This is a genomic window from Algoriphagus sp. (genome assembly GCF_039969895.1).
Classification (GTDB): Bacteria; Bacteroidota; Bacteroidia; order Cytophagales; family Cyclobacteriaceae; genus Algoriphagus.
In genome coordinates this window covers 1-15663 of record NZ_JBDVMZ010000025.1, presented here as the reverse complement: position 1 = coordinate 15663, position 15663 = coordinate 1, and the positions used below count along the sequence as shown (strand labels likewise).

Sequence of the window (15663 nt, the reverse complement as noted above, 5' to 3'; positions counted from 1 at the left end):
AGTTGATCACAGAAACCTATAAATACCAACGCAAGGAACTGCAGTTGAAATCTCTGCTAGAGATCACACAGGCTATCAATGAGAATCAGCCAGAGGCAGTTCTGCTCAATATTTTCAAATTCACCTGTCTCGTCCACTTGAATATCAAAGCGTTGATACTTTACGTCGCTAAGGAGGGTGCTTTTGAAAACAAAATTTCACATGGCGTCAAAGGCAATACGCCCAAGCTTATCCCGGCAAGCCAAGTGGTAGATATTAAAGGGGAGTTGCAGCTGGAGCTTGAGGAAGGATATTCGTTGGAATACCTGGAATATTTGCCTGTTTACCATAAGGACAAGATGCTTGCTATTTTGTTTCTTCGGAGAAAAGAGGAAGCGTTGGAATTGGACTTGGATTTCACGAAGGCGCTAACCAATATTTTGGTGGTTGCTTTGGAGAATAAGCGATTTGCCAGAAAGCAACTTGAGCAGGAAATCCTAAACCGAGAGGTGGCAATAGCTTCCCAAGTGCAACAAATGCTTTTTCCCGCGGAACTTCCTATAGATAAGGAGTTGAAAGCCAAGGTTACCTACCTGCCGCATAGTATGGTGGGGGGTGATTATTATGATCTGATCCGCAAATCCAAGGAAGAGGTTTACTTCTGTATCGCAGATGTATCGGGCAAAGGAATCGCAGCGGCGCTGCTGATGTCGAATTTCCAGGCGGCATTGAGGACCCTTTTGCGAAGCGATGCAGATCTGGAGATGGTAGTAAAGCAGCTGAACTACACCTTGCATGAAAATACCCATGGTGAGCGATTCATTACCTTTTTTCTGGGGTATTTTAATTTCAAAACCCGGGAACTTACCTATGTGAATGCAGGTCATAACGCTCCACTGCTCTGTAGGGAAGAAACGGGAACATGCGAGCCTTTGCATGCTGGAACGACGATTTTGGGAGCCTTCGATGAGTTGCCTTTTTTAGAGATTGGGAAAAGAGAACATCTTCAGAATTTTTCGCTACATCTCTACACCGATGGACTCACCGAGGCGATGAATCCAGCCGAAGAGGAGTATGGTGAGAAGCGGTTGGAGAAATTTGTGAATAAAAATATGGCGTTGGATCCGGATGATTTTCATAGAAAATTTCTGAAAAAGATCGAGCAATTTTCCAAAAACGAGCCACAGCATGATGACCTGACTTTGCTAAGCTTAAAATTTCAATAACATGGTCTGGCATACCGTTCCAAAACTTGTTCAGCATCTTTTCCCAAGGAGGATTTGGAGAAAAGATGGAACTGGGAACAGCATCTACCTGACATTTGACGATGGGCCCGTACCCCAAATTACAGCGTATGTAGTGGAGGAGTTAGCGAAAAGAGGTCAGAAAGCTACTTTCTTTGTCGTTGGCGACAATATTCGCAAAAATCCAGCGCTAGCCAAAGAACTGGTAAGCGCAGGTCATAAAATCGGGAATCATACCTTCAATCACTTGAATGGCTGGAAAACAAATCAGGCCACTTATCTCGAGAATGTGACGCGATGCGATGAGGTATTGGAAGATGTGCTAGGTATTAAGACCAACTTATTTCGCCCTCCGTACGGCATGCTCACATCGAGTCAGGCTCTGGAGATATCACGGTCCCATGAGGTGGTAATGTGGAACATGCTATCGGGTGATTATGATCAAAGCTTAAAGCCTGAAGTCGTTTTGAAGAAATCTATTCAGCATACCAAACCTAGTTCGATTGCGGTATTTCACGATCAGGCAAAAACGGTGGATGTTTTGCCAAAAGTCCTGCCACAATACCTGGATTTTATTCAAGAGATGGGTTGGAAAACTGATGTGCTATGATCACGTGGATAGCTCTCGGAGTGATTTTTCTTATCCTGTGTCAGTTTGTGCTTGCGGTGATTTGGGTGGAGTTTTATTGGAAAAATCACAGCAACAGCCTTCCAGCTTCTTACCCGAACGTGTCTGTGCTGGTAGCTGCCAGAAATGAGGAAAAAGACCTTCCCGAGCTCCTGAGCGCTTTTGATCGCTTGGAATACCCGCCAGAAAAACTTCAATTTCTTTTTGCCGATGATCAGAGTTCGGACAGCACCGCGAGGATTTTGGAGGAGTGGTGTGCGAAGGCTACGAATAGATCTTTCGTTACCATCGCTGAGTCCGACACAGGTAAATACAACGAGAATGGAAAGGCAAATGCTTTGGCTATCTTGGAAGAAATGGCGACTGGTACGTATTATTTTTTCACCGATGCTGACTGTGTAGTGAGTACAACTTGGATACAAGAAGGAGTAAGGTGTTTTGGCGAGAAGGTGGGGATTGTACTGGGAATCACTCATGTGAAGGCTAGTGATTTATTGGCAGAATTTCAGAAAATCGATTGGTGGTTTACCTTAGGTTTTGTTAAAGTGGCTACTGACCTAGGGATTCCTACTACAGGTTTGGGCAACAATATGGTGATCAGCCAGGAAGCCTATAGAAAAAGTGGAGGGTTTAAAAATTTGCCTTTTTGTCTCACAGAAGATTTAGAAATATCCAGGGCGATTCAGCGGGAAGGGTTTGTCATAGCCCATCAAGTGAGCAAAGAGATGCTGGCCTTGACAAAGTCAGAAACCAGTTATTCTAACTTGCTGACTCAGCGGAAACGATGGATGAGCGGGGTGATGACGCTGCCACTTTATTGGAAGGTAGTACTCGCTCTTCAAGTAATTTACTTCGGGGCTTTATTCTTGGTTATTTATATCAACCCTTTAGTTGGGTTAGGCTTGGCTTTTTCGAAAGTGCTAGCGCAAAGTATATTTCTAGCTAGAGTAGTGCGAAAAGCGGGAGAGAGGATTAGCTGGATAAAGCTGCTGCTATTCGATTTTTATAATTTCAATACCACCCTCCTTACTATTCTTTACTATTTTTGGCCTGCCAAGACTAAATGGAAATCCAGAGCCTATTCATGAAGTGGGGCTTTCAGAAATAGACGGGAGTGGGTGGCATGTTACGCTCAGGATGACTATTGTAAGATTCTATGAGGATTTCCAGGACAGGCCATGGCCTTTAAAAAACAACTTTTAAGCAAATGAATTATATAGAAACCCACGCGCATATTTATTCTAGTAAGTTTGATTCAGATCGGGATCAGATTGTCCAGGATATCCGAGATGCGGGGATTGAGCGAGTTTACATGCCAAATGTGGATGTAGAAACTATCCCGGCGATGTTAGCGTGTGAGGAAAAGTATCCGGGACTATGTATTCCGATGATGGGCTTGCATCCTTGTGATGTGAAGGAAGATTTTCGTAAGCAATTGGAAGTGATGGAAGATTGGCTCAAAAAGCGTCAATTTGCCGCGGTAGGGGAGATTGGTCTGGATTTATATTGGGACAAAACTTTTTTTGAGCAGCAAAAGGAAGCGTTGAGAATTCAGATCGGCTGGGCCAAAGAAATGAATTTGCCGATTGTTTTGCATTGTAGAGATTCTATAGACGAAACTATCGCTATTGTGAAGGAGGAATTGAATGGTTCGTTAAAAGGGATTTTCCATTGCTTCAACGGTACATTGGATCAAGCCAAGCAAATTATCGACATGGGATTTCTGCTTGGAATAGGCGGGGTAGCGACTTTTAAAAATGGAGGTCTGGATCAGGTAATTCCAGAAATCAGCATTCAGCATTTGGTTTTGGAAACTGACGCTCCTTACCTTGCTCCGGTGCCTCATCGAGGGAAAAGGAATTCTCCAGCTTTTCTGCCCATTATAGCTGAGAAAATAGGAGATTACTTGCAGCTTTCGAAAGAGGAAGTAGCGCTCAGGACAAAAGAAAATGCACTCAACCTTTTCCGCGAGATTAAATCATGAACTATAAGATAGTACGATTAAATACTGCACTTCGCACAAGTAAGACTTCCTCTGTGCTTATTATTTACACGGGAGGTACACTTGGGATGGCTTATGATGAGAGTGGGGCTTTAGTACCATTCAACTTTGGGCAAATTCTGGAGAAAATTCCTATTCTCTATACCATGGATATCGCCATTACGGTGATTTCTTTTCCAGAACCAATTGATTCCTCTAATGTCTCCATGAGTCACTGGAAGGACATGGCCTATATTATCTATGAGAATTACGATAGTTACGATGGCTTTGTCGTGCTTCACGGTACTGATACCATGGCATATTCTGCATCCATGCTTAGCTACATGCTTCAGGGGTTGAACAAGCCCGTGATCTTCACCGGAGCTCAACTTCCGATCTCTGCTATGCGGTCTGATGCTAGAGAAAACTTGATGACTTCCTTGGAAATAGCGACGGCAAAGATCAATGGAGAGCCGATCGTCCCGGAGGTCTGCATATTCTTTAATCACCTGTTGCTTCGCGGCAATCGTGCCAAAAAAGTGCAAAGTGTACATTTCGATGCGTTTGAATCCGAGAACTATCCCCCGCTAGCGGAATCAGGAATAGTCATTGATTACAATACACAGGCTATTCGTCCTTTGGAATCTCATAAGAAGCTAGTGACCAGAAATTCCCTGGATAATAATGTGTTGATACTGAAGTTGTTTCCGGGTATCACTCAAAAAGTGATAGACGCAATGCTTAATATCGATGGACTTAAAGCAGTTGTGCTGGAGACCTATGGCTCAGGAAATAGCCCAAGTGAGGATTGGTTTATGGACTCTTTGCAGAAGGCGATCAAAAAGGGCGTGATCATTCTGAATGTATCTCAGTGCAATGGGGGACGCGTCATTCAGGGGCGCTATGAGACTAGTAAGGAGCTTTTGAATGTAGGGGTGATCAGTGGAACAGATATGACTACGGAGGCGGCAGTCACCAAATTGATGTTTTTGCTAGGGCAGGAAAGAAGCCATGCAGATGTGGTAGCCAAACTAAAAATAGCACTAGCAGGTGAGATGAGCGCCTAGTCATAAATTCATTGGCTATTTTCGCGTTTGATTTGGAAAGCGTACTAATAATAATTTTCTTTGCACTCCGATTCGGGATATTGAGTCGGTAAATAAGCTAGAGAGGTGGCCGAGTGGCTGAAGGCGCACGCTTGGAAAGCGTGTATACTGCAAGGTATCGAGGGTTCGAATCCCTTCCTCTCTACTAGTAAAGAATTGAATATCAATAGGTTACAGGTTTAAAAATCTGTAACCTATTTTTGTTTTTACCTTAAATATTAGCAAATAATTGATTTTCAGATATTTACGTTTATAAACGTTAAGATTTTCCAGAAAATGCGAAGGCCTGTAATGAGTTGTGTTACAGGCTTTTTTGTATTCAAACCCTCAAAGTTTTCACAATTGCCTGTAATTCCAGTGCGTCATTCGTGTAGTTCACCTACTTCGAAAAAAAAGACGCACTGAGATCTGTATTATTCTTTGAATATCAACTAGTTCAATATTTAAACCTCTTGTGGATTAGAGTCTGTTTTTCGAGTTTTATTAACCTAAATCAGTGCGTTATGTTAGAAAAAAGCTTCGGATTGCTCTTCTTTTTGAAGCAATCCAAAAAAAACAAGAATGGAGAAAAGTACATCTATCTCCGAATTACCGTCGATGGAATTCCTAAGGAGTTGTCAACCAAAAGATTATGGCAACTTTCTAAATGGAATGTGTCTGCCGGTAGGGCTTTTGGGAATTCTGAAGAAGGAAAGACCCTTAACTCCTATCTGGACACTCTTTATTACAAAGCCTTACAGGCCAAAAAGCAATTATTGGATCGGGATCAAGAGGTCACAGCAGAAGCAATCAAAAATATACTGCTGGGAGTGTCTGAAAAGAAAAAGATGATCATGGAGATTTTCAAGGAGCACAATGAACAAGTGGAAGCTCTTTTAGATAAAGAATTCGCTCCGGGCACCTTGCAAAGGTATCGTACCTCTTATGACCACACCAAGGCCTTCATGAAATGGAAATATAAAAAGGAGGATATGGATATACATGCCTTGGATTATGAATTTATCTCTTCCTATTCCTTTTGGCTTAAAACTGTTCAGAATTGCAGCCATAATACCACCATGAAGTATTTGGCTAATTTCAAAAAGATCGTTCTAATTTGTCTTAAAAATGGCTGGCTAGACCGTGATCCTTTTATCCGTTTTAAAATGGCGAAAAAGGAAGTTCATCGTGTCTATCTAACATCAGAGGAGATTGCTATTGTTGAAGCAAAAAGATTTCCGACGGAGCGACTACGGCATGTCAGGGACATTTTTCTATTTAGTTGTTATACTGGCTTGGCATATATTGATGTCAAGCGACTAACTAGATCTCAGATAGTAATCGGAATCGACGGAGAGAAGTGGATCTTTACCAATCGGCAAAAGACTGATACTCCCACCCGTCTTCCATTGTTGCCAAAGGCACTTAAGCTTGTTGAGAAATATAAGGACCACCCCTTGTGTGAAGATGGATCGCATGTCCTGCCAGTATTGAGCAACCAAAAAATGAATTCGTACCTCAAAGAGATCGTTGATGTGTGTGGGATTGATAAGCCCTTAACCTTCCACATCGCCAGACATACATTTGCCACGACTATCACTTTGGGAAATGGAGTTCCTATTGAAACGGTGTCCAAAATGCTTGGACATAAGTCTATCAAACAAACGCAGCATTATGCCAAAATCTTGGACACGAAGATAAGTTTTGACATGAAGGCTCTAAGAGAGAAGCTTCAATGAATCTAGACTGACTTCTTTTTAAATGAAGAGACTGAAACCCAAAAATGAAACTTAAATTGAACAGTAACAATGGAAAATAAAATCGAAATATACCAAGCAGAAAATGGGCAGACTCAGATTGAGGTAAGATTTGAGAATGAAACTACCTGGTTGACGAACAGCCAGCTAGTAGAGCTTTTTAAATCCAGTAAAGCAAACATCAGTGAACATATCAAACACATTTTCGAATCTGAAGAACTGGACAAAGACTCAACTGTTCGGAATTTCCGAACAGTTCAAGTGGAAGGCAAAAGATCAGTTGAAAGAGAAAGAGTACATTATAACCTAGATGTAATAATCGCTGTCGGTTATCGGGTTAACTCCAAAAGAGGCACACAATTCCGTCAATGGGCAACCCAACGGCTTAAAGACTTCCTTGTGCAAGGCTATGCAATAAATGAACAGAGACTTTCTCAGAAGCAACAAGAAGTCCAGACCCTTAAAGACGGAATCCGAATCCTAAGCCGGGCAATAGAACAAAAGGCACTCGATCAGAATTTGGACTGGCTCAATCATTTTGCCAAAGGATTGGAGTTACTCGATGATTATGATCATGAGAACTTAGATAAGAAAGGGTTAAATAAAAGACAGGCAAACTATCCAGGGTTAGTTGACTACAAAGAAGTTATCCAGTCAATGAAATCAGATTTTGAATCCGGTGTGTTTGGAAAGGAAAAAGACGGAAGCTTTGAAAGTGCAATTGCACAAATCAGTAAAGGTTTTGGTGACGAGGATTTCTATCCGACCTTGGAAGAAAAAGCCGCTACGCTTCTATATCTGATTGTCAAAAATCACGGATTCGTCGATGGCAACAAACGGATTGCAGCAGCTTGCTTCCTTCTCTTTTTGCAGTCAAATGATCTATTACATAATAGTGAAGGCCATTCTATAATCAGCAATGATGCATTGGCAAGCCTGACCTTGTTCATTGCTTCCAGCAAACCTGAAGAGATGGAAACGGTAAAGAAACTGGTGATCAGTGTATTGAATAGGAATTTGTAATTGAATTCTTGGTTTACCATTTGATTTTATAACGGCGATTATCGCCGTTATTTCTTATTTATATAAACAAAGAATTTATATAAATTTGTTTTTACGGTGATTATCGCCGTGTAAATTAAACTATATAAACATGGCGATTATTACTGAGAGACGTAAACTTTTGGAACAAATAATGCCTGTGACTATGATTGTTACCCGAAATTGGTTGGCAAATAAGGCTTTTTTGGATAAACATGCCATCGATAATCTAGTTAAGAGTGAGCAGCTAAAGTTACTATGGCCGGGGCTTTATACACGAGGAAAATCGCAGCTTTCTTGGCAAAGTATGGTTTATACGCTTCAGGCTGTTATGAAAACTGACTTCGTTGTAGGTGGATTGAGTGCATTGGAGCTAAAGGGATATTCCCACTACATACCGATTTCTAAAAAAGAAACAGTTCATTTATACGGCAATGATAAATTACCAGGATGGGCAAATAAGCTAACTGAAAAGGTAGCCTTTAAACGCCATACCCGAAATAAACTGTTTTCAGGCATGGAAAAGGAAATATCTGAAAAATATACTACTACTGTTACCTGGAAACTGGAATTAGACGAACTGAGAATATCATACCCAGAAAGAGCCTGCCTTGAAATGTTAAATGAAGTTCCGGGAAAAATATCCATCGAAAATGCCGGCCAGCTAATTCAAGGGATGACAACATTATCTCCACGGACTCTACAAAATTTATTGGAAGCCTGTACTAATGTGAAAGTCAAACGGCTATTTCTTTGGTTCGCTTCAAGGCACAACTATATCTGGTTTTCAAAATTAAATATGGACAAAATAGACCTTGGTTCTGGCAACAGGGTAATTGTCAAAGGTGGTAAACTTGATAAAACCTATCAAATAACCGTACCCAAAGATTTCCAATACTAAAATGAAAAAAGACAGTATATACTATAAGCAGGTTCAGTTATTGGTCCGTGTACTTCCGCTATTGGACTCTGAAAAATGTTTTGCATTGAAAGGAGGAACTGCGATTAATCTATTTTAGAGAGAACTTCCCAGGCTTTCGGTGGACTTTGATTTGCTCTACATTCCGTCAGAAGGGCGCGAAGTAGCTCTTGCTAATATTCGTAATGCCTTGTCACGATTAAGCGAATTGATTATGAGAACCATCCCGGGAATCCATATTCAAAATACACATGAACAGGGAAATGCACTCCGGTTGATTTTGCAGTTGGACGATGTGCGTATAAAAATAGAATTATCTCCTGTTATCTGAGGGTCAGTATTTCCTGAAGTGCACATGGAAGTATGAGAAACCGTAGAGCAAGAATTTGGATACGCGGAAATTCAAGTAGCTTCCTTACCTGATTTATATGCAGGGAAGATCGCTGCAGCTTTGGATAGGCAACACCCACGAGATCTTTTCGATGTAAAGTTTTTGTTAGAAAATGAAGGTTTTACAGATGATTTACGAAAGACTTTTCTGGTATTCTTAATCAGCCACCAGAGACCATTTGCAGAACTGCTGGATCCGCACCGCAAAGATCTAAAGGAGATTTATGAGGCGGAATTTACGCAAATGGCACTAAGGTTCAAAAACGTTTTACCCATTCGGGGCGTAGGTGTAAAAACAATAGCTGTTTTACCAGCAGAGACAAATGGCCTTGAAACTTTTTGAAAGCCAAGGGCACCTGGTAAGCTATTCCGGCAAGACCATGATGTCCAAAAAAGGGAATGTCTATACCCGGTGGGTTATGCATTTATCGGCATTTTTAGAATTCAAATACTGGTCATCTCTTTACAAACTTATATAGCCTGTTGATGGAAAGAGGGAAAACAAAAATGCTGGCATAAGTAGCTGTGCAGAGAAAATTATTGATCCTAATCTGGGACTATGGAAAAACGACCAGCTCTACTATCATGATTGCCCTCACAACAATTACAAGCGTAATTCCGGTAATGTTAAGCCTAAGCTCCTCGCTAATGTAAAAAGAATAATCTTTATAATGATTTGGTATTTAAGACAGTACCTCTATTATGTCTTCGTTGTTCTATTTCGTCAGTTGCGGTGGGGCATCCATACTCTTTGGCAAGTTTTGGCTTGCGTTGCTCGAATTGAGTGACTTGCCAATGTATATGGATGTGACAGATTGGATTGATTCTGTCTAAAGATAATAGCTGAAAAGTCTGAAAAAATAGAGACTTAAATAAAGTAACGCCAATCCGCTTATAATTTGAATACTTTTCCTTAACCAAGTCAATTTGGCAAGTTTTGAAACAGAGCTCGCAAATAGTCCAACGACCAAAAAGGGTAGTCCTCTTCCAATTCCAAACAAAAGTGCCAAAACTAATCCGTTTAAAACGCTTGCCTTAGCTGCTGCAAAAGATAACAATAGTAGTAATGGAGCTGCTGATGTTCCTATGCTAAAAATTAAGCCGTATAAAAATGACCCACCCATTCCCGGGCTCCGAAGCGATTCAAGTTGACGAACACGTAGATATGGCCCATAAAAAGCAATTTCGGCTGCGATTAATGATATTATACCCATTGCCATTGCCCAGTATTTTCCAAATATTTCTGTTAGGAACGCCCCTAAATAACCTGCAATGGCTCCTAATAATGTCAAACAAAATACAATACCTAAAAAGAATGAAAAAGTTATAGAAAAACCTGTTTTCGATTCTCGAACAGAAGCACTGCCAACATAGCCCGCAAAACCAAGTCCAACGGGTAAAGTGCAGGGGCACACACCACTTGAAATTATACCTGCTAACAAAGCAATCCCTAAACTCACAATCGAGCCTTCTTGAAGTGTGCTTATAAATCGGTTTAGAAAGTTCTCTAACATTATTCCATTAATTCTTTTATGTCGCCTGCCTTATAGCCAATTTTATTTATAGCCTTCTTCAATTGCTCCGAAGTAACTTTTTCAGAGTTACACTTTATCGTTGCATTTTTATTCTGAAGGCTTACATTTGCTCCCATTACCCCATCAATACTTGTCAGTGTCTTTTTTACATTTGCAACACAAGACATACAACTCATACCCTCAATAGATATTTCTATTGATGTTACCTCTCCTTCATTTAAACCTGTTTGATTTTTTTGAGAATTATTTCCTGAACAAGCCATAAAGAATGTTTGCAGAATGAACAAAATGGCAAATGATTTTCTTATGCTCATAATTCCACTTTTGGTTGATATCCTGCTTTTGTCAATATGGCTATGAGTTCTTTTTCATTCGTTTCAGTGGGGCTAAATTTAATGTTCACCAATTTTTTCATAGCCTTCGTATTTACATCTTCCACACCATTTGTTTGCTTTAAAATATCGGATATATTTTCCGCACAACCCTGACAAACCATATTGTCAATGGTTAATGATATTTCTTTCATACTTTCCTTTTTAGTGAGTAAAAATTCATAAATCTTATCAATCTCCTGCATTTTGTCTGTTAGTTCGTAAAGTCCTAAATCAGGAAATTGGTTTTTAATAATTGCTATTCGTTCTTCTTGTCCACAATTACCAGGACAGGCTTCCAATGCCTCTGAAATTTTCATTGCCAAAGTTTTCCTGAAAACTTCATCTAATAGAAGCTGCTGGGTTTTCTCAAATCCTTTGTTGATCGCTTTAAACTGGTTTAATATTTGGGCAGGGTCATTGCTTTCGTCAAGCATTTTTATTATTCCTACAACCTGACCTTTAATGCTATTTAGTCGGTCTTTAAGATCTTTTGTCAAATCTCTTGGCAACATATTAATTAAGTTAAAAACCACCCAGACTCCATTATTTGCAAGTTGGGTGGTAATGGTTAATAAATTAAATAGCTTTACCGATACCTGCTGCTGCTAATTCTTCCTTACTTACGCCTCTGCTCTGACAGCAAGCAAGTAATTTTCCATTAACTGCAATCGCTGGTAGGGAAGTAATATTATACTCTTTCATTTTTTCAATACAGACTTTGTCGTCACATTGTTTAACAAGGTCGTAAACGGTTACTTCACAAGAGTCGCAAGCCATTTCTTTTACTGTTTTTACAGTTGGTTCACATACCGGACACCCGGCTGTAAATACTTCAATTTGTCGTTTCATTGTTTTACGTTTTTAATGATTAATATTAATTACGCTACAAAGATGTGTCAGGTCAGGGGGTGGTCGCCAAATTTTTTTTTCAAATTCTTTTTTTAAGCTTGTGGCGTTGGCAAATATTCAGCCTCTTTTGGTTTTCAGCATTTGCCGTGAGTTTCGGGAAAATCATATGTGTCTGAATATGCGGTCAGCGTCCTACAATGAGGCATAACTTGGATATAATAGTCGCCGTCGATTACCGAGTTTATTCCAAAAGAGGCACACAATTCCGTCAATGGGTAACCCAACGAATTAAAGATTTCCTCGTTCAGGGCTATGCAATTAATGAACAGAGACTTTCTCAGGAGCAACAAGTAGTCCAGAACTTGAAAGACTGAATCAGGATGTTAAGCCGGGCAATTGAGCAAAAGGCCCTGGATCAAAACTTGGAGTGGCTCAATCAATTTGCTATGGGGCTTGAGTTACTGGATGGTTATGATCATGAGAATCTGGATAAAACCCGTGTTAATCTAATTAAACAAGATGGCTTTAGTTATTGTCAAATTTTTATTAAATAATCGGATTATTTCCGATTCTTGAGCTATATTGTGACAGTATGGAGTTTAAAGATCTTTTATCTGAGTACCAAGAAGAACCACTAACGAGGCAGGTTATTTTGTCGCTATTGAAGAACTATAAGCGGCCTAATGATAAAATATCTGAATTGATAAAGGCCAGATGGCTGATTGGTTTGAAAAATGGCTTGTATGTTCCAGGGCCAAAAAGTAAACTGTTGTTGCCTGAATCCCTTCTTATTGCAAACCACCTATGGGGGCCAAGTTATGTCTCCATGGAATCAGCCCTTTCATTCTGGGGATTAATACCAGAGCGGGTCTTTGAAACCACTTCAATGACAGTTAAACCTACTAAGACATTCAAGACTGAACTTGGGAGATTTAGCTATAAGCGTACTTCGTTGCCTTATTATTCTTTTGGTATCAGAACGGTTGATGTTACTCCAAAGCAGGCAGTGATGATTGCATCACCTGAAAAGGCTATTTGTGACAAAATTGTTATGACAAGTAGACTGAATTTGAGAAGTATAAAACAAGCAATGGGATTTTTAACAGAGGACATAAGAATTGACGAAGACATAATTCGAGGTTTGAAAGTAGATGTGATCGAAACCTGGATTTCTGATGCTCCAAAACAAAACAGCCTACTCATGCTCATCAAAACAATCCGAAATTTATGATAAAGGAGTGGCTAGCCGAATATGATCCCAAATCACAGGATGAGGCATTCTCAGCTTTACGTGAAATCATGCAGGAGGTAGCTTTGGCAGGACTGCAGCGTGCGGGTTTTTTTGAGAAAGCCGCATTTTATGGAGGAACGGCATTACGGATTTTTTATGGACTGGAAAGATTTTCTGAAGATCTTGACTTTTCACTGTTGGAAGTTGATCCTGAATTTTCACTGGATATTTACTTTGAAGCTATTATCACGGAATTTGACGCTCTTGGGATGAAGGTCACAATTGCTGAAAAGAAAAAGCAGAAAGAGTCAAGTATAGATTCCGCTTTTCTCAAATCCGCAACTGTTTGGAAAGAGTTGGTATTGGAAGGTATCATCCCCCAATCAGGTGTTAAATTGATGCCTAGTATAAAGATTAAATTGGAAGTTGACAGACTTCCACCTTTAGGTTTTGAAACTGAGGAGAAATTGCTGTTGCGCCCATTTTCTTTCTATGTTAAATGTTTTACGCCTCCAAGTTTATTTGCAGGCAAAATGCATGCATTGCTTTTCAGGAAGTGGCAAAAAAGAGTGAAGGGGAGGGATTGGTATGATCTGGAATGGTATATTAAAAAAAGAGTTCCTTTAGATCTTTCCCATTTTCTACTTAGGGCTTTAGACACGGATGATTGGCAGGAAAAATCAATTACGAAAGCGCAGGTTTTAGAACTTATAAGAGAAAAAATTCAAAGTGTAGACTTTAATAGTATTAAGGAGGATGTAATCCGATTTATCCAAGATGATTCATCATTATCAATCTGGAGTCCGCAATATTTTACAGACCTCATAGAAAGTTTGAAATTCAAGGAGGGATAAGTTGGTCTTTATTACTTTGAAGTAATTTCATTTGAAACAGCTAAAATGTTTACATTGGTTTTAGCCTGACCTCACTCCCAAGTTTCGGGTGATAGGAAGGCCGATAATCCACCATCCCACGGTCTTTTAACTCACTAATGCAGCTATGATACGTTACGATACTTTTTATCCCTGAAAGTTTCATGATCTTTCGTCGCGATATCTGAAAAGGATTACTGTGTTTCTGTTCTTTCCAGAGTTGGAGAATCGCCAAATAAACTGAAATCCGACTTGGCTGCAGTCCTTTTTCTTTAACGATCTTTTCCACCCAATATTCCATTTTGAGAGCTGTCATAAGTCGCAGATTTATTGTTTGAAAAGTGATTTCAGCTCTTCGCTTTTGTAGTAATATAGCCCCGAGATTTTGACAGGATGCACTACTCCGCGGATGCGTAAGTTCTGCAAGGCTGCATCGGAGATGCTCAGCATTTTTTTGACATCCCTACTTCTTAGCCATTCCTTGCTGTCCGTTTGGGGTTCATCCTGTTTTTCTAGCAGTTCTTTCAGGTCGGCAAACAGCTGAAAGCGTAGAGTTTCCAGATCTTCTTTGGTGATAGTTTCCATGGTTTTCTGTTTTTAGATGGTCTAGATTTAGTTTTGGACAGTTTCTTCTTTGGAGGATAGGCTTACTTTGCTTTGACTCATCCGGTTGAAAGTAGGCAGGTAGTGTATGTAGCCGTATTCGTGGAGTTGGCGGATGATCTTAAAGTATGTGGCTGTGCTGGATATTTTGGCTGATTTCATCAGCTCGTCCCGCTTGATGGGAAAGGGTTCTTCACCATCAAATTCTTCCCGTACATGGAGCAGCACGGAGAACAGCCCGATATGGGACAGACTGATCCTTGGATCTTTATCAATCCCGGACATAAAGTTCTCCAGTGCTTTTTTTATCTGCTCCATCTTGGGGTGAATCAACCGGCTATTCCTGCACTTTTCCTTTTTCTAGTTTTCTTCGAGGGTAAATCATCCGACTCCTCAGCGACATCCTTTTTCTCGGATTTAGACTGGTATGCTGAGGCGTTTTCTTTCTGTGATTCTGAAGTCCTCATCTGGTTGGAGTCATACACGTTGAGGTTCTTGAATTGGGGACTTGCTTCTATAAAGCGTTTTTGCTCACCGCCTTCCAGTTGGAATGTGACCGATTGGCGGTTTCCTTTTTTAAGTGAATCCTGCAGCCTGGATAGATCCTCAGGGTTATTAAGCTCCTTGATCGGGTGTTTTTCCAGCGCTTTATTCAGGTCAAAACCATAATTTTCATGGAACTGCTTGAGTTTAAAGTTTCCCTGATTATCGGTTTCCTTAAAGTCCAACTGCACCCAGGCATTGTATTTTTCCTGCTCCTTGTTGACCAGGTCCTTGTTGACTGCCCTTCCATCCAAGAGATTATAGCCCTCTTTGAGGGTGATGTTGTTGTCCTTTCCGATGTAAAAAGTCTGGTTGATGGCAGGTTCATCCTGCCCTGATTTGGTGAGGCTCAGATCGTACTTGTTGAAGAAATACATATCTGTCATGGCTGATTTTCTGAAGTGGAGATTGGCATTGACCGTATCTCCTCCGAAATCAGCCTGATGTTTAAGCGAGAAATCAGGTTCTCCTTTTTGGATCTGTTCCTTCAGGGGCGCTTCCAGCGAATCTCCGAACCCGCTGTACTTGACCTGGTTTTTGAGGTAATCAAAATTTTGCTCGTTCATGGTTTTTGTGTTTTGTGGTTAAAGTTTAGGTATGTGAAATGTGTTGAATTTGCTTGATATCTAGTC

20 protein-coding genes, 1 tRNA gene and 1 pseudogene are annotated in these 15663 nt (G+C 40.4%); 14 read left to right on the top strand and 8 right to left on the bottom strand.

All coding sequences use genetic code 11. The features are described 5' to 3' along the window. Nucleotides 1-2: 2 nt before the first annotated feature. The 10 genes and pseudogenes from ABJH64_RS17670 to ABJH64_RS17625 form a co-directional block, all read left to right on the top strand. Nucleotides 3-1205 carry a PP2C family protein-serine/threonine phosphatase gene (locus tag ABJH64_RS17670; RefSeq protein WP_348275794.1) on the top strand — a complete coding sequence of 401 codons (1203 nt, stop codon included), beginning with the start codon at nt 3-5 and terminating at the stop codon, nt 1203-1205. A 1-nt stretch (nt 1206) separates the two neighbouring features. Further along, on the top strand, nt 1207-1833 hold the full coding sequence (locus ABJH64_RS17665; protein ID WP_348275795.1) for a polysaccharide deacetylase family protein: 627 nt from the start codon (nt 1207-1209) through the stop codon (nt 1831-1833). Then, nucleotides 1830-2939, top strand: a complete 1110-nt coding sequence (locus ABJH64_RS17660) for a glycosyltransferase (protein WP_348275796.1) — start codon at nt 1830-1832, stop codon at nt 2937-2939. The genes ABJH64_RS17665 and ABJH64_RS17660 overlap by 4 nt, the downstream gene beginning before the upstream one ends. A gap of 119 nt (nt 2940-3058) precedes the next feature. Beyond that, nucleotides 3059-3835, top strand: coding sequence for a TatD family hydrolase (locus tag ABJH64_RS17655; protein WP_348275797.1), 777 nt, complete (start codon nt 3059-3061; stop codon nt 3833-3835). Beyond that, complete coding sequence (locus ABJH64_RS17650) at nt 3832-4899, top strand: asparaginase (protein ID WP_348299074.1); 1068 nt, start codon at nt 3832-3834, stop codon at nt 4897-4899. The genes ABJH64_RS17655 and ABJH64_RS17650 overlap by 4 nt, the downstream gene beginning before the upstream one ends. Nucleotides 4900-4998: 99 nt before the next feature. Then, nucleotides 4999-5083: transfer RNA gene (locus tag ABJH64_RS17645), tRNA-Ser, on the top strand. Nucleotides 5084-5441: 358 nt separating this feature from the next. Then, nucleotides 5442-6656, top strand: a complete 1215-nt coding sequence (locus ABJH64_RS17640) for a site-specific integrase (RefSeq protein WP_233753818.1) — start codon at nt 5442-5444, stop codon at nt 6654-6656. A gap of 69 nt (nt 6657-6725) precedes the next feature. Then, a complete protein-coding gene (gene rhuM / locus ABJH64_RS17635) occupies nt 6726-7697 on the top strand; it encodes a RhuM family protein (protein WP_233753817.1) in 972 nt (323 codons plus the stop codon). A 130-nt stretch (nt 7698-7827) separates the two neighbouring features. Continuing rightward, nucleotides 7828-8616, top strand: a complete 789-nt coding sequence (locus ABJH64_RS17630) for a type IV toxin-antitoxin system AbiEi family antitoxin domain-containing protein (RefSeq protein ID WP_348275799.1) — start codon at nt 7828-7830, stop codon at nt 8614-8616. A gap of 136 nt (nt 8617-8752) precedes the next feature. Then, nucleotides 8753-9367: pseudogene (locus tag ABJH64_RS17625) on the top strand (nucleotidyl transferase AbiEii/AbiGii toxin family protein); the annotation flags it as partial. Between the two features lie 487 nt (nt 9368-9854). Here the strand turns inward: ABJH64_RS17625 and ABJH64_RS17620 are convergent. The 4 genes from ABJH64_RS17620 to ABJH64_RS17605 all read right to left on the bottom strand — a co-directional run bounded on the left by ABJH64_RS17620 (nt 9855) and on the right by ABJH64_RS17605 (nt 11782). Beyond that, on the bottom strand, nt 9855-10538 hold the full coding sequence (locus tag ABJH64_RS17620) for a cytochrome c biogenesis protein CcdA (protein WP_348275800.1): 684 nt from the start codon (nt 10536-10538) through the stop codon (nt 9855-9857). Next, a complete protein-coding gene (locus ABJH64_RS17615) occupies nt 10538-10873 on the bottom strand; it encodes a heavy metal-associated domain-containing protein (RefSeq protein WP_233753814.1) in 336 nt (111 codons plus the stop codon). Before ABJH64_RS17615 ends, ABJH64_RS17620 begins: the two co-directional genes overlap by 1 nt. Beyond that, entirely contained in the window at nt 10870-11445 is a 576-nt protein-coding gene (locus tag ABJH64_RS17610; RefSeq protein WP_233753813.1) for a metal-sensing transcriptional repressor, read from the bottom strand. The genes ABJH64_RS17615 and ABJH64_RS17610 overlap by 4 nt, the downstream gene beginning before the upstream one ends. A gap of 64 nt (nt 11446-11509) precedes the next feature. Next, complete coding sequence (locus ABJH64_RS17605; protein ID WP_233753812.1) at nt 11510-11782, bottom strand: thioredoxin family protein; 273 nt, start codon at nt 11780-11782, stop codon at nt 11510-11512. A 197-nt stretch (nt 11783-11979) separates the two neighbouring features. On the opposite strand from ABJH64_RS17605, the gene rhuM (ABJH64_RS17600) reads away from it, so the two are divergent. From rhuM (ABJH64_RS17600) to ABJH64_RS17585, 4 genes are read left to right on the top strand one after another with little or no spacing between them, the layout of a single operon-like run. Continuing rightward, on the top strand, nt 11980-12156 hold the full coding sequence (gene rhuM, locus ABJH64_RS17600) for a RhuM family protein (protein ID WP_233753811.1): 177 nt from the start codon (nt 11980-11982) through the stop codon (nt 12154-12156). 6 nt (nt 12157-12162) lie between these two features. Further along, nucleotides 12163-12336 carry a hypothetical protein gene (locus tag ABJH64_RS17595; RefSeq protein WP_339870266.1) on the top strand — a complete coding sequence of 58 codons (174 nt, stop codon included), beginning with the start codon at nt 12163-12165 and terminating at the stop codon, nt 12334-12336. A 38-nt stretch (nt 12337-12374) separates the two neighbouring features. Further along, complete coding sequence (locus ABJH64_RS17590; protein WP_233753810.1) at nt 12375-13013, top strand: hypothetical protein; 639 nt, start codon at nt 12375-12377, stop codon at nt 13011-13013. Continuing rightward, nucleotides 13010-13867, top strand: a complete 858-nt coding sequence (locus ABJH64_RS17585) for a nucleotidyl transferase AbiEii/AbiGii toxin family protein (protein ID WP_233753809.1) — start codon at nt 13010-13012, stop codon at nt 13865-13867. The genes ABJH64_RS17590 and ABJH64_RS17585 overlap by 4 nt, the downstream gene beginning before the upstream one ends. Nucleotides 13868-13916: 49 nt before the next feature. Here the strand turns inward: ABJH64_RS17585 and ABJH64_RS17580 are convergent, their stop codons facing one another. Genes ABJH64_RS17580 through ABJH64_RS17565 form a run of 4 tightly spaced genes read right to left on the bottom strand, consistent with a single transcriptional unit; the run spans nt 13917 to nt 15597 of the window. Then, nucleotides 13917-14201, bottom strand: coding sequence for a hypothetical protein (locus tag ABJH64_RS17580; RefSeq protein WP_348275801.1), 285 nt, complete (start codon nt 14199-14201; stop codon nt 13917-13919). 11 nt (nt 14202-14212) lie between these two features. Next, nucleotides 14213-14470 carry a DNA-binding protein gene (locus tag ABJH64_RS17575; RefSeq protein WP_339870262.1) on the bottom strand — a complete coding sequence of 86 codons (258 nt, stop codon included), beginning with the start codon at nt 14468-14470 and terminating at the stop codon, nt 14213-14215. A gap of 27 nt (nt 14471-14497) precedes the next feature. Then, complete coding sequence (locus ABJH64_RS17570) at nt 14498-14806, bottom strand: hypothetical protein (protein WP_339880969.1); 309 nt, start codon at nt 14804-14806, stop codon at nt 14498-14500. Nucleotides 14807-14817: 11 nt separating this feature from the next. Then, nucleotides 14818-15597, bottom strand: a complete 780-nt coding sequence (locus ABJH64_RS17565; RefSeq protein ID WP_339880970.1) for a hypothetical protein — start codon at nt 15595-15597, stop codon at nt 14818-14820. Nucleotides 15598-15663 lie beyond the last annotated feature (66 nt).

What these genes read in the sequence shown, in the direction of transcription:
- ABJH64_RS17605 (WP_233753812.1), bottom strand. Translation starts at nt 11,782, where the DNA reads ATGAAACGACAAATTGAAGTATTTACAGCCGGGTGTCCGGTATGTGAA.
- ABJH64_RS17665 (WP_348275795.1), top strand. Translation starts at nt 1,207, where the DNA reads ATGGTCTGGCATACCGTTCCAAAACTTGTTCAGCATCTTTTCCCAAGG.
- ABJH64_RS17595 (WP_339870266.1), top strand. Translation starts at nt 12,163, where the DNA reads ATGTTAAGCCGGGCAATTGAGCAAAAGGCCCTGGATCAAAACTTGGAG.
- ABJH64_RS17620 (WP_348275800.1), bottom strand. Translation starts at nt 10,538, where the DNA reads ATGTTAGAGAACTTTCTAAACCGATTTATAAGCACACTTCAAGAAGGC.
- ABJH64_RS17580 (WP_348275801.1), bottom strand. Translation starts at nt 14,201, where the DNA reads ATGACAGCTCTCAAAATGGAATATTGGGTGGAAAAGATCGTTAAAGAA.
- ABJH64_RS17640 (WP_233753818.1), top strand. Translation starts at nt 5,442, where the DNA reads ATGTTAGAAAAAAGCTTCGGATTGCTCTTCTTTTTGAAGCAATCCAAA.
- ABJH64_RS17615 (WP_233753814.1), bottom strand. Translation starts at nt 10,873, where the DNA reads ATGAGCATAAGAAAATCATTTGCCATTTTGTTCATTCTGCAAACATTC.
- ABJH64_RS17655 (WP_348275797.1), top strand. Translation starts at nt 3,059, where the DNA reads ATGAATTATATAGAAACCCACGCGCATATTTATTCTAGTAAGTTTGAT.
- ABJH64_RS17570 (WP_339880969.1), bottom strand. Translation starts at nt 14,806, where the DNA reads ATGGAGCAGATAAAAAAAGCACTGGAGAACTTTATGTCCGGGATTGAT.
- ABJH64_RS17575 (WP_339870262.1), bottom strand. Translation starts at nt 14,470, where the DNA reads ATGGAAACTATCACCAAAGAAGATCTGGAAACTCTACGCTTTCAGCTG.
- rhuM (WP_233753811.1), top strand. Translation starts at nt 11,980, where the DNA reads ATGAGGCATAACTTGGATATAATAGTCGCCGTCGATTACCGAGTTTAT.
- ABJH64_RS17610 (WP_233753813.1), bottom strand. Translation starts at nt 11,445, where the DNA reads ATGTTGCCAAGAGATTTGACAAAAGATCTTAAAGACCGACTAAATAGC.
- ABJH64_RS17630 (WP_348275799.1), top strand. Translation starts at nt 7,828, where the DNA reads ATGGCGATTATTACTGAGAGACGTAAACTTTTGGAACAAATAATGCCT.
- ABJH64_RS17585 (WP_233753809.1), top strand. Translation starts at nt 13,010, where the DNA reads ATGATAAAGGAGTGGCTAGCCGAATATGATCCCAAATCACAGGATGAG.
- rhuM (WP_233753817.1), top strand. Translation starts at nt 6,726, where the DNA reads ATGGAAAATAAAATCGAAATATACCAAGCAGAAAATGGGCAGACTCAG.
- ABJH64_RS17590 (WP_233753810.1), top strand. Translation starts at nt 12,375, where the DNA reads ATGGAGTTTAAAGATCTTTTATCTGAGTACCAAGAAGAACCACTAACG.
- ABJH64_RS17660 (WP_348275796.1), top strand. Translation starts at nt 1,830, where the DNA reads ATGATCACGTGGATAGCTCTCGGAGTGATTTTTCTTATCCTGTGTCAG.
- ABJH64_RS17565 (WP_339880970.1), bottom strand. Translation starts at nt 15,597, where the DNA reads ATGAACGAGCAAAATTTTGATTACCTCAAAAACCAGGTCAAGTACAGC.
- ABJH64_RS17650 (WP_348299074.1), top strand. Translation starts at nt 3,832, where the DNA reads ATGAACTATAAGATAGTACGATTAAATACTGCACTTCGCACAAGTAAG.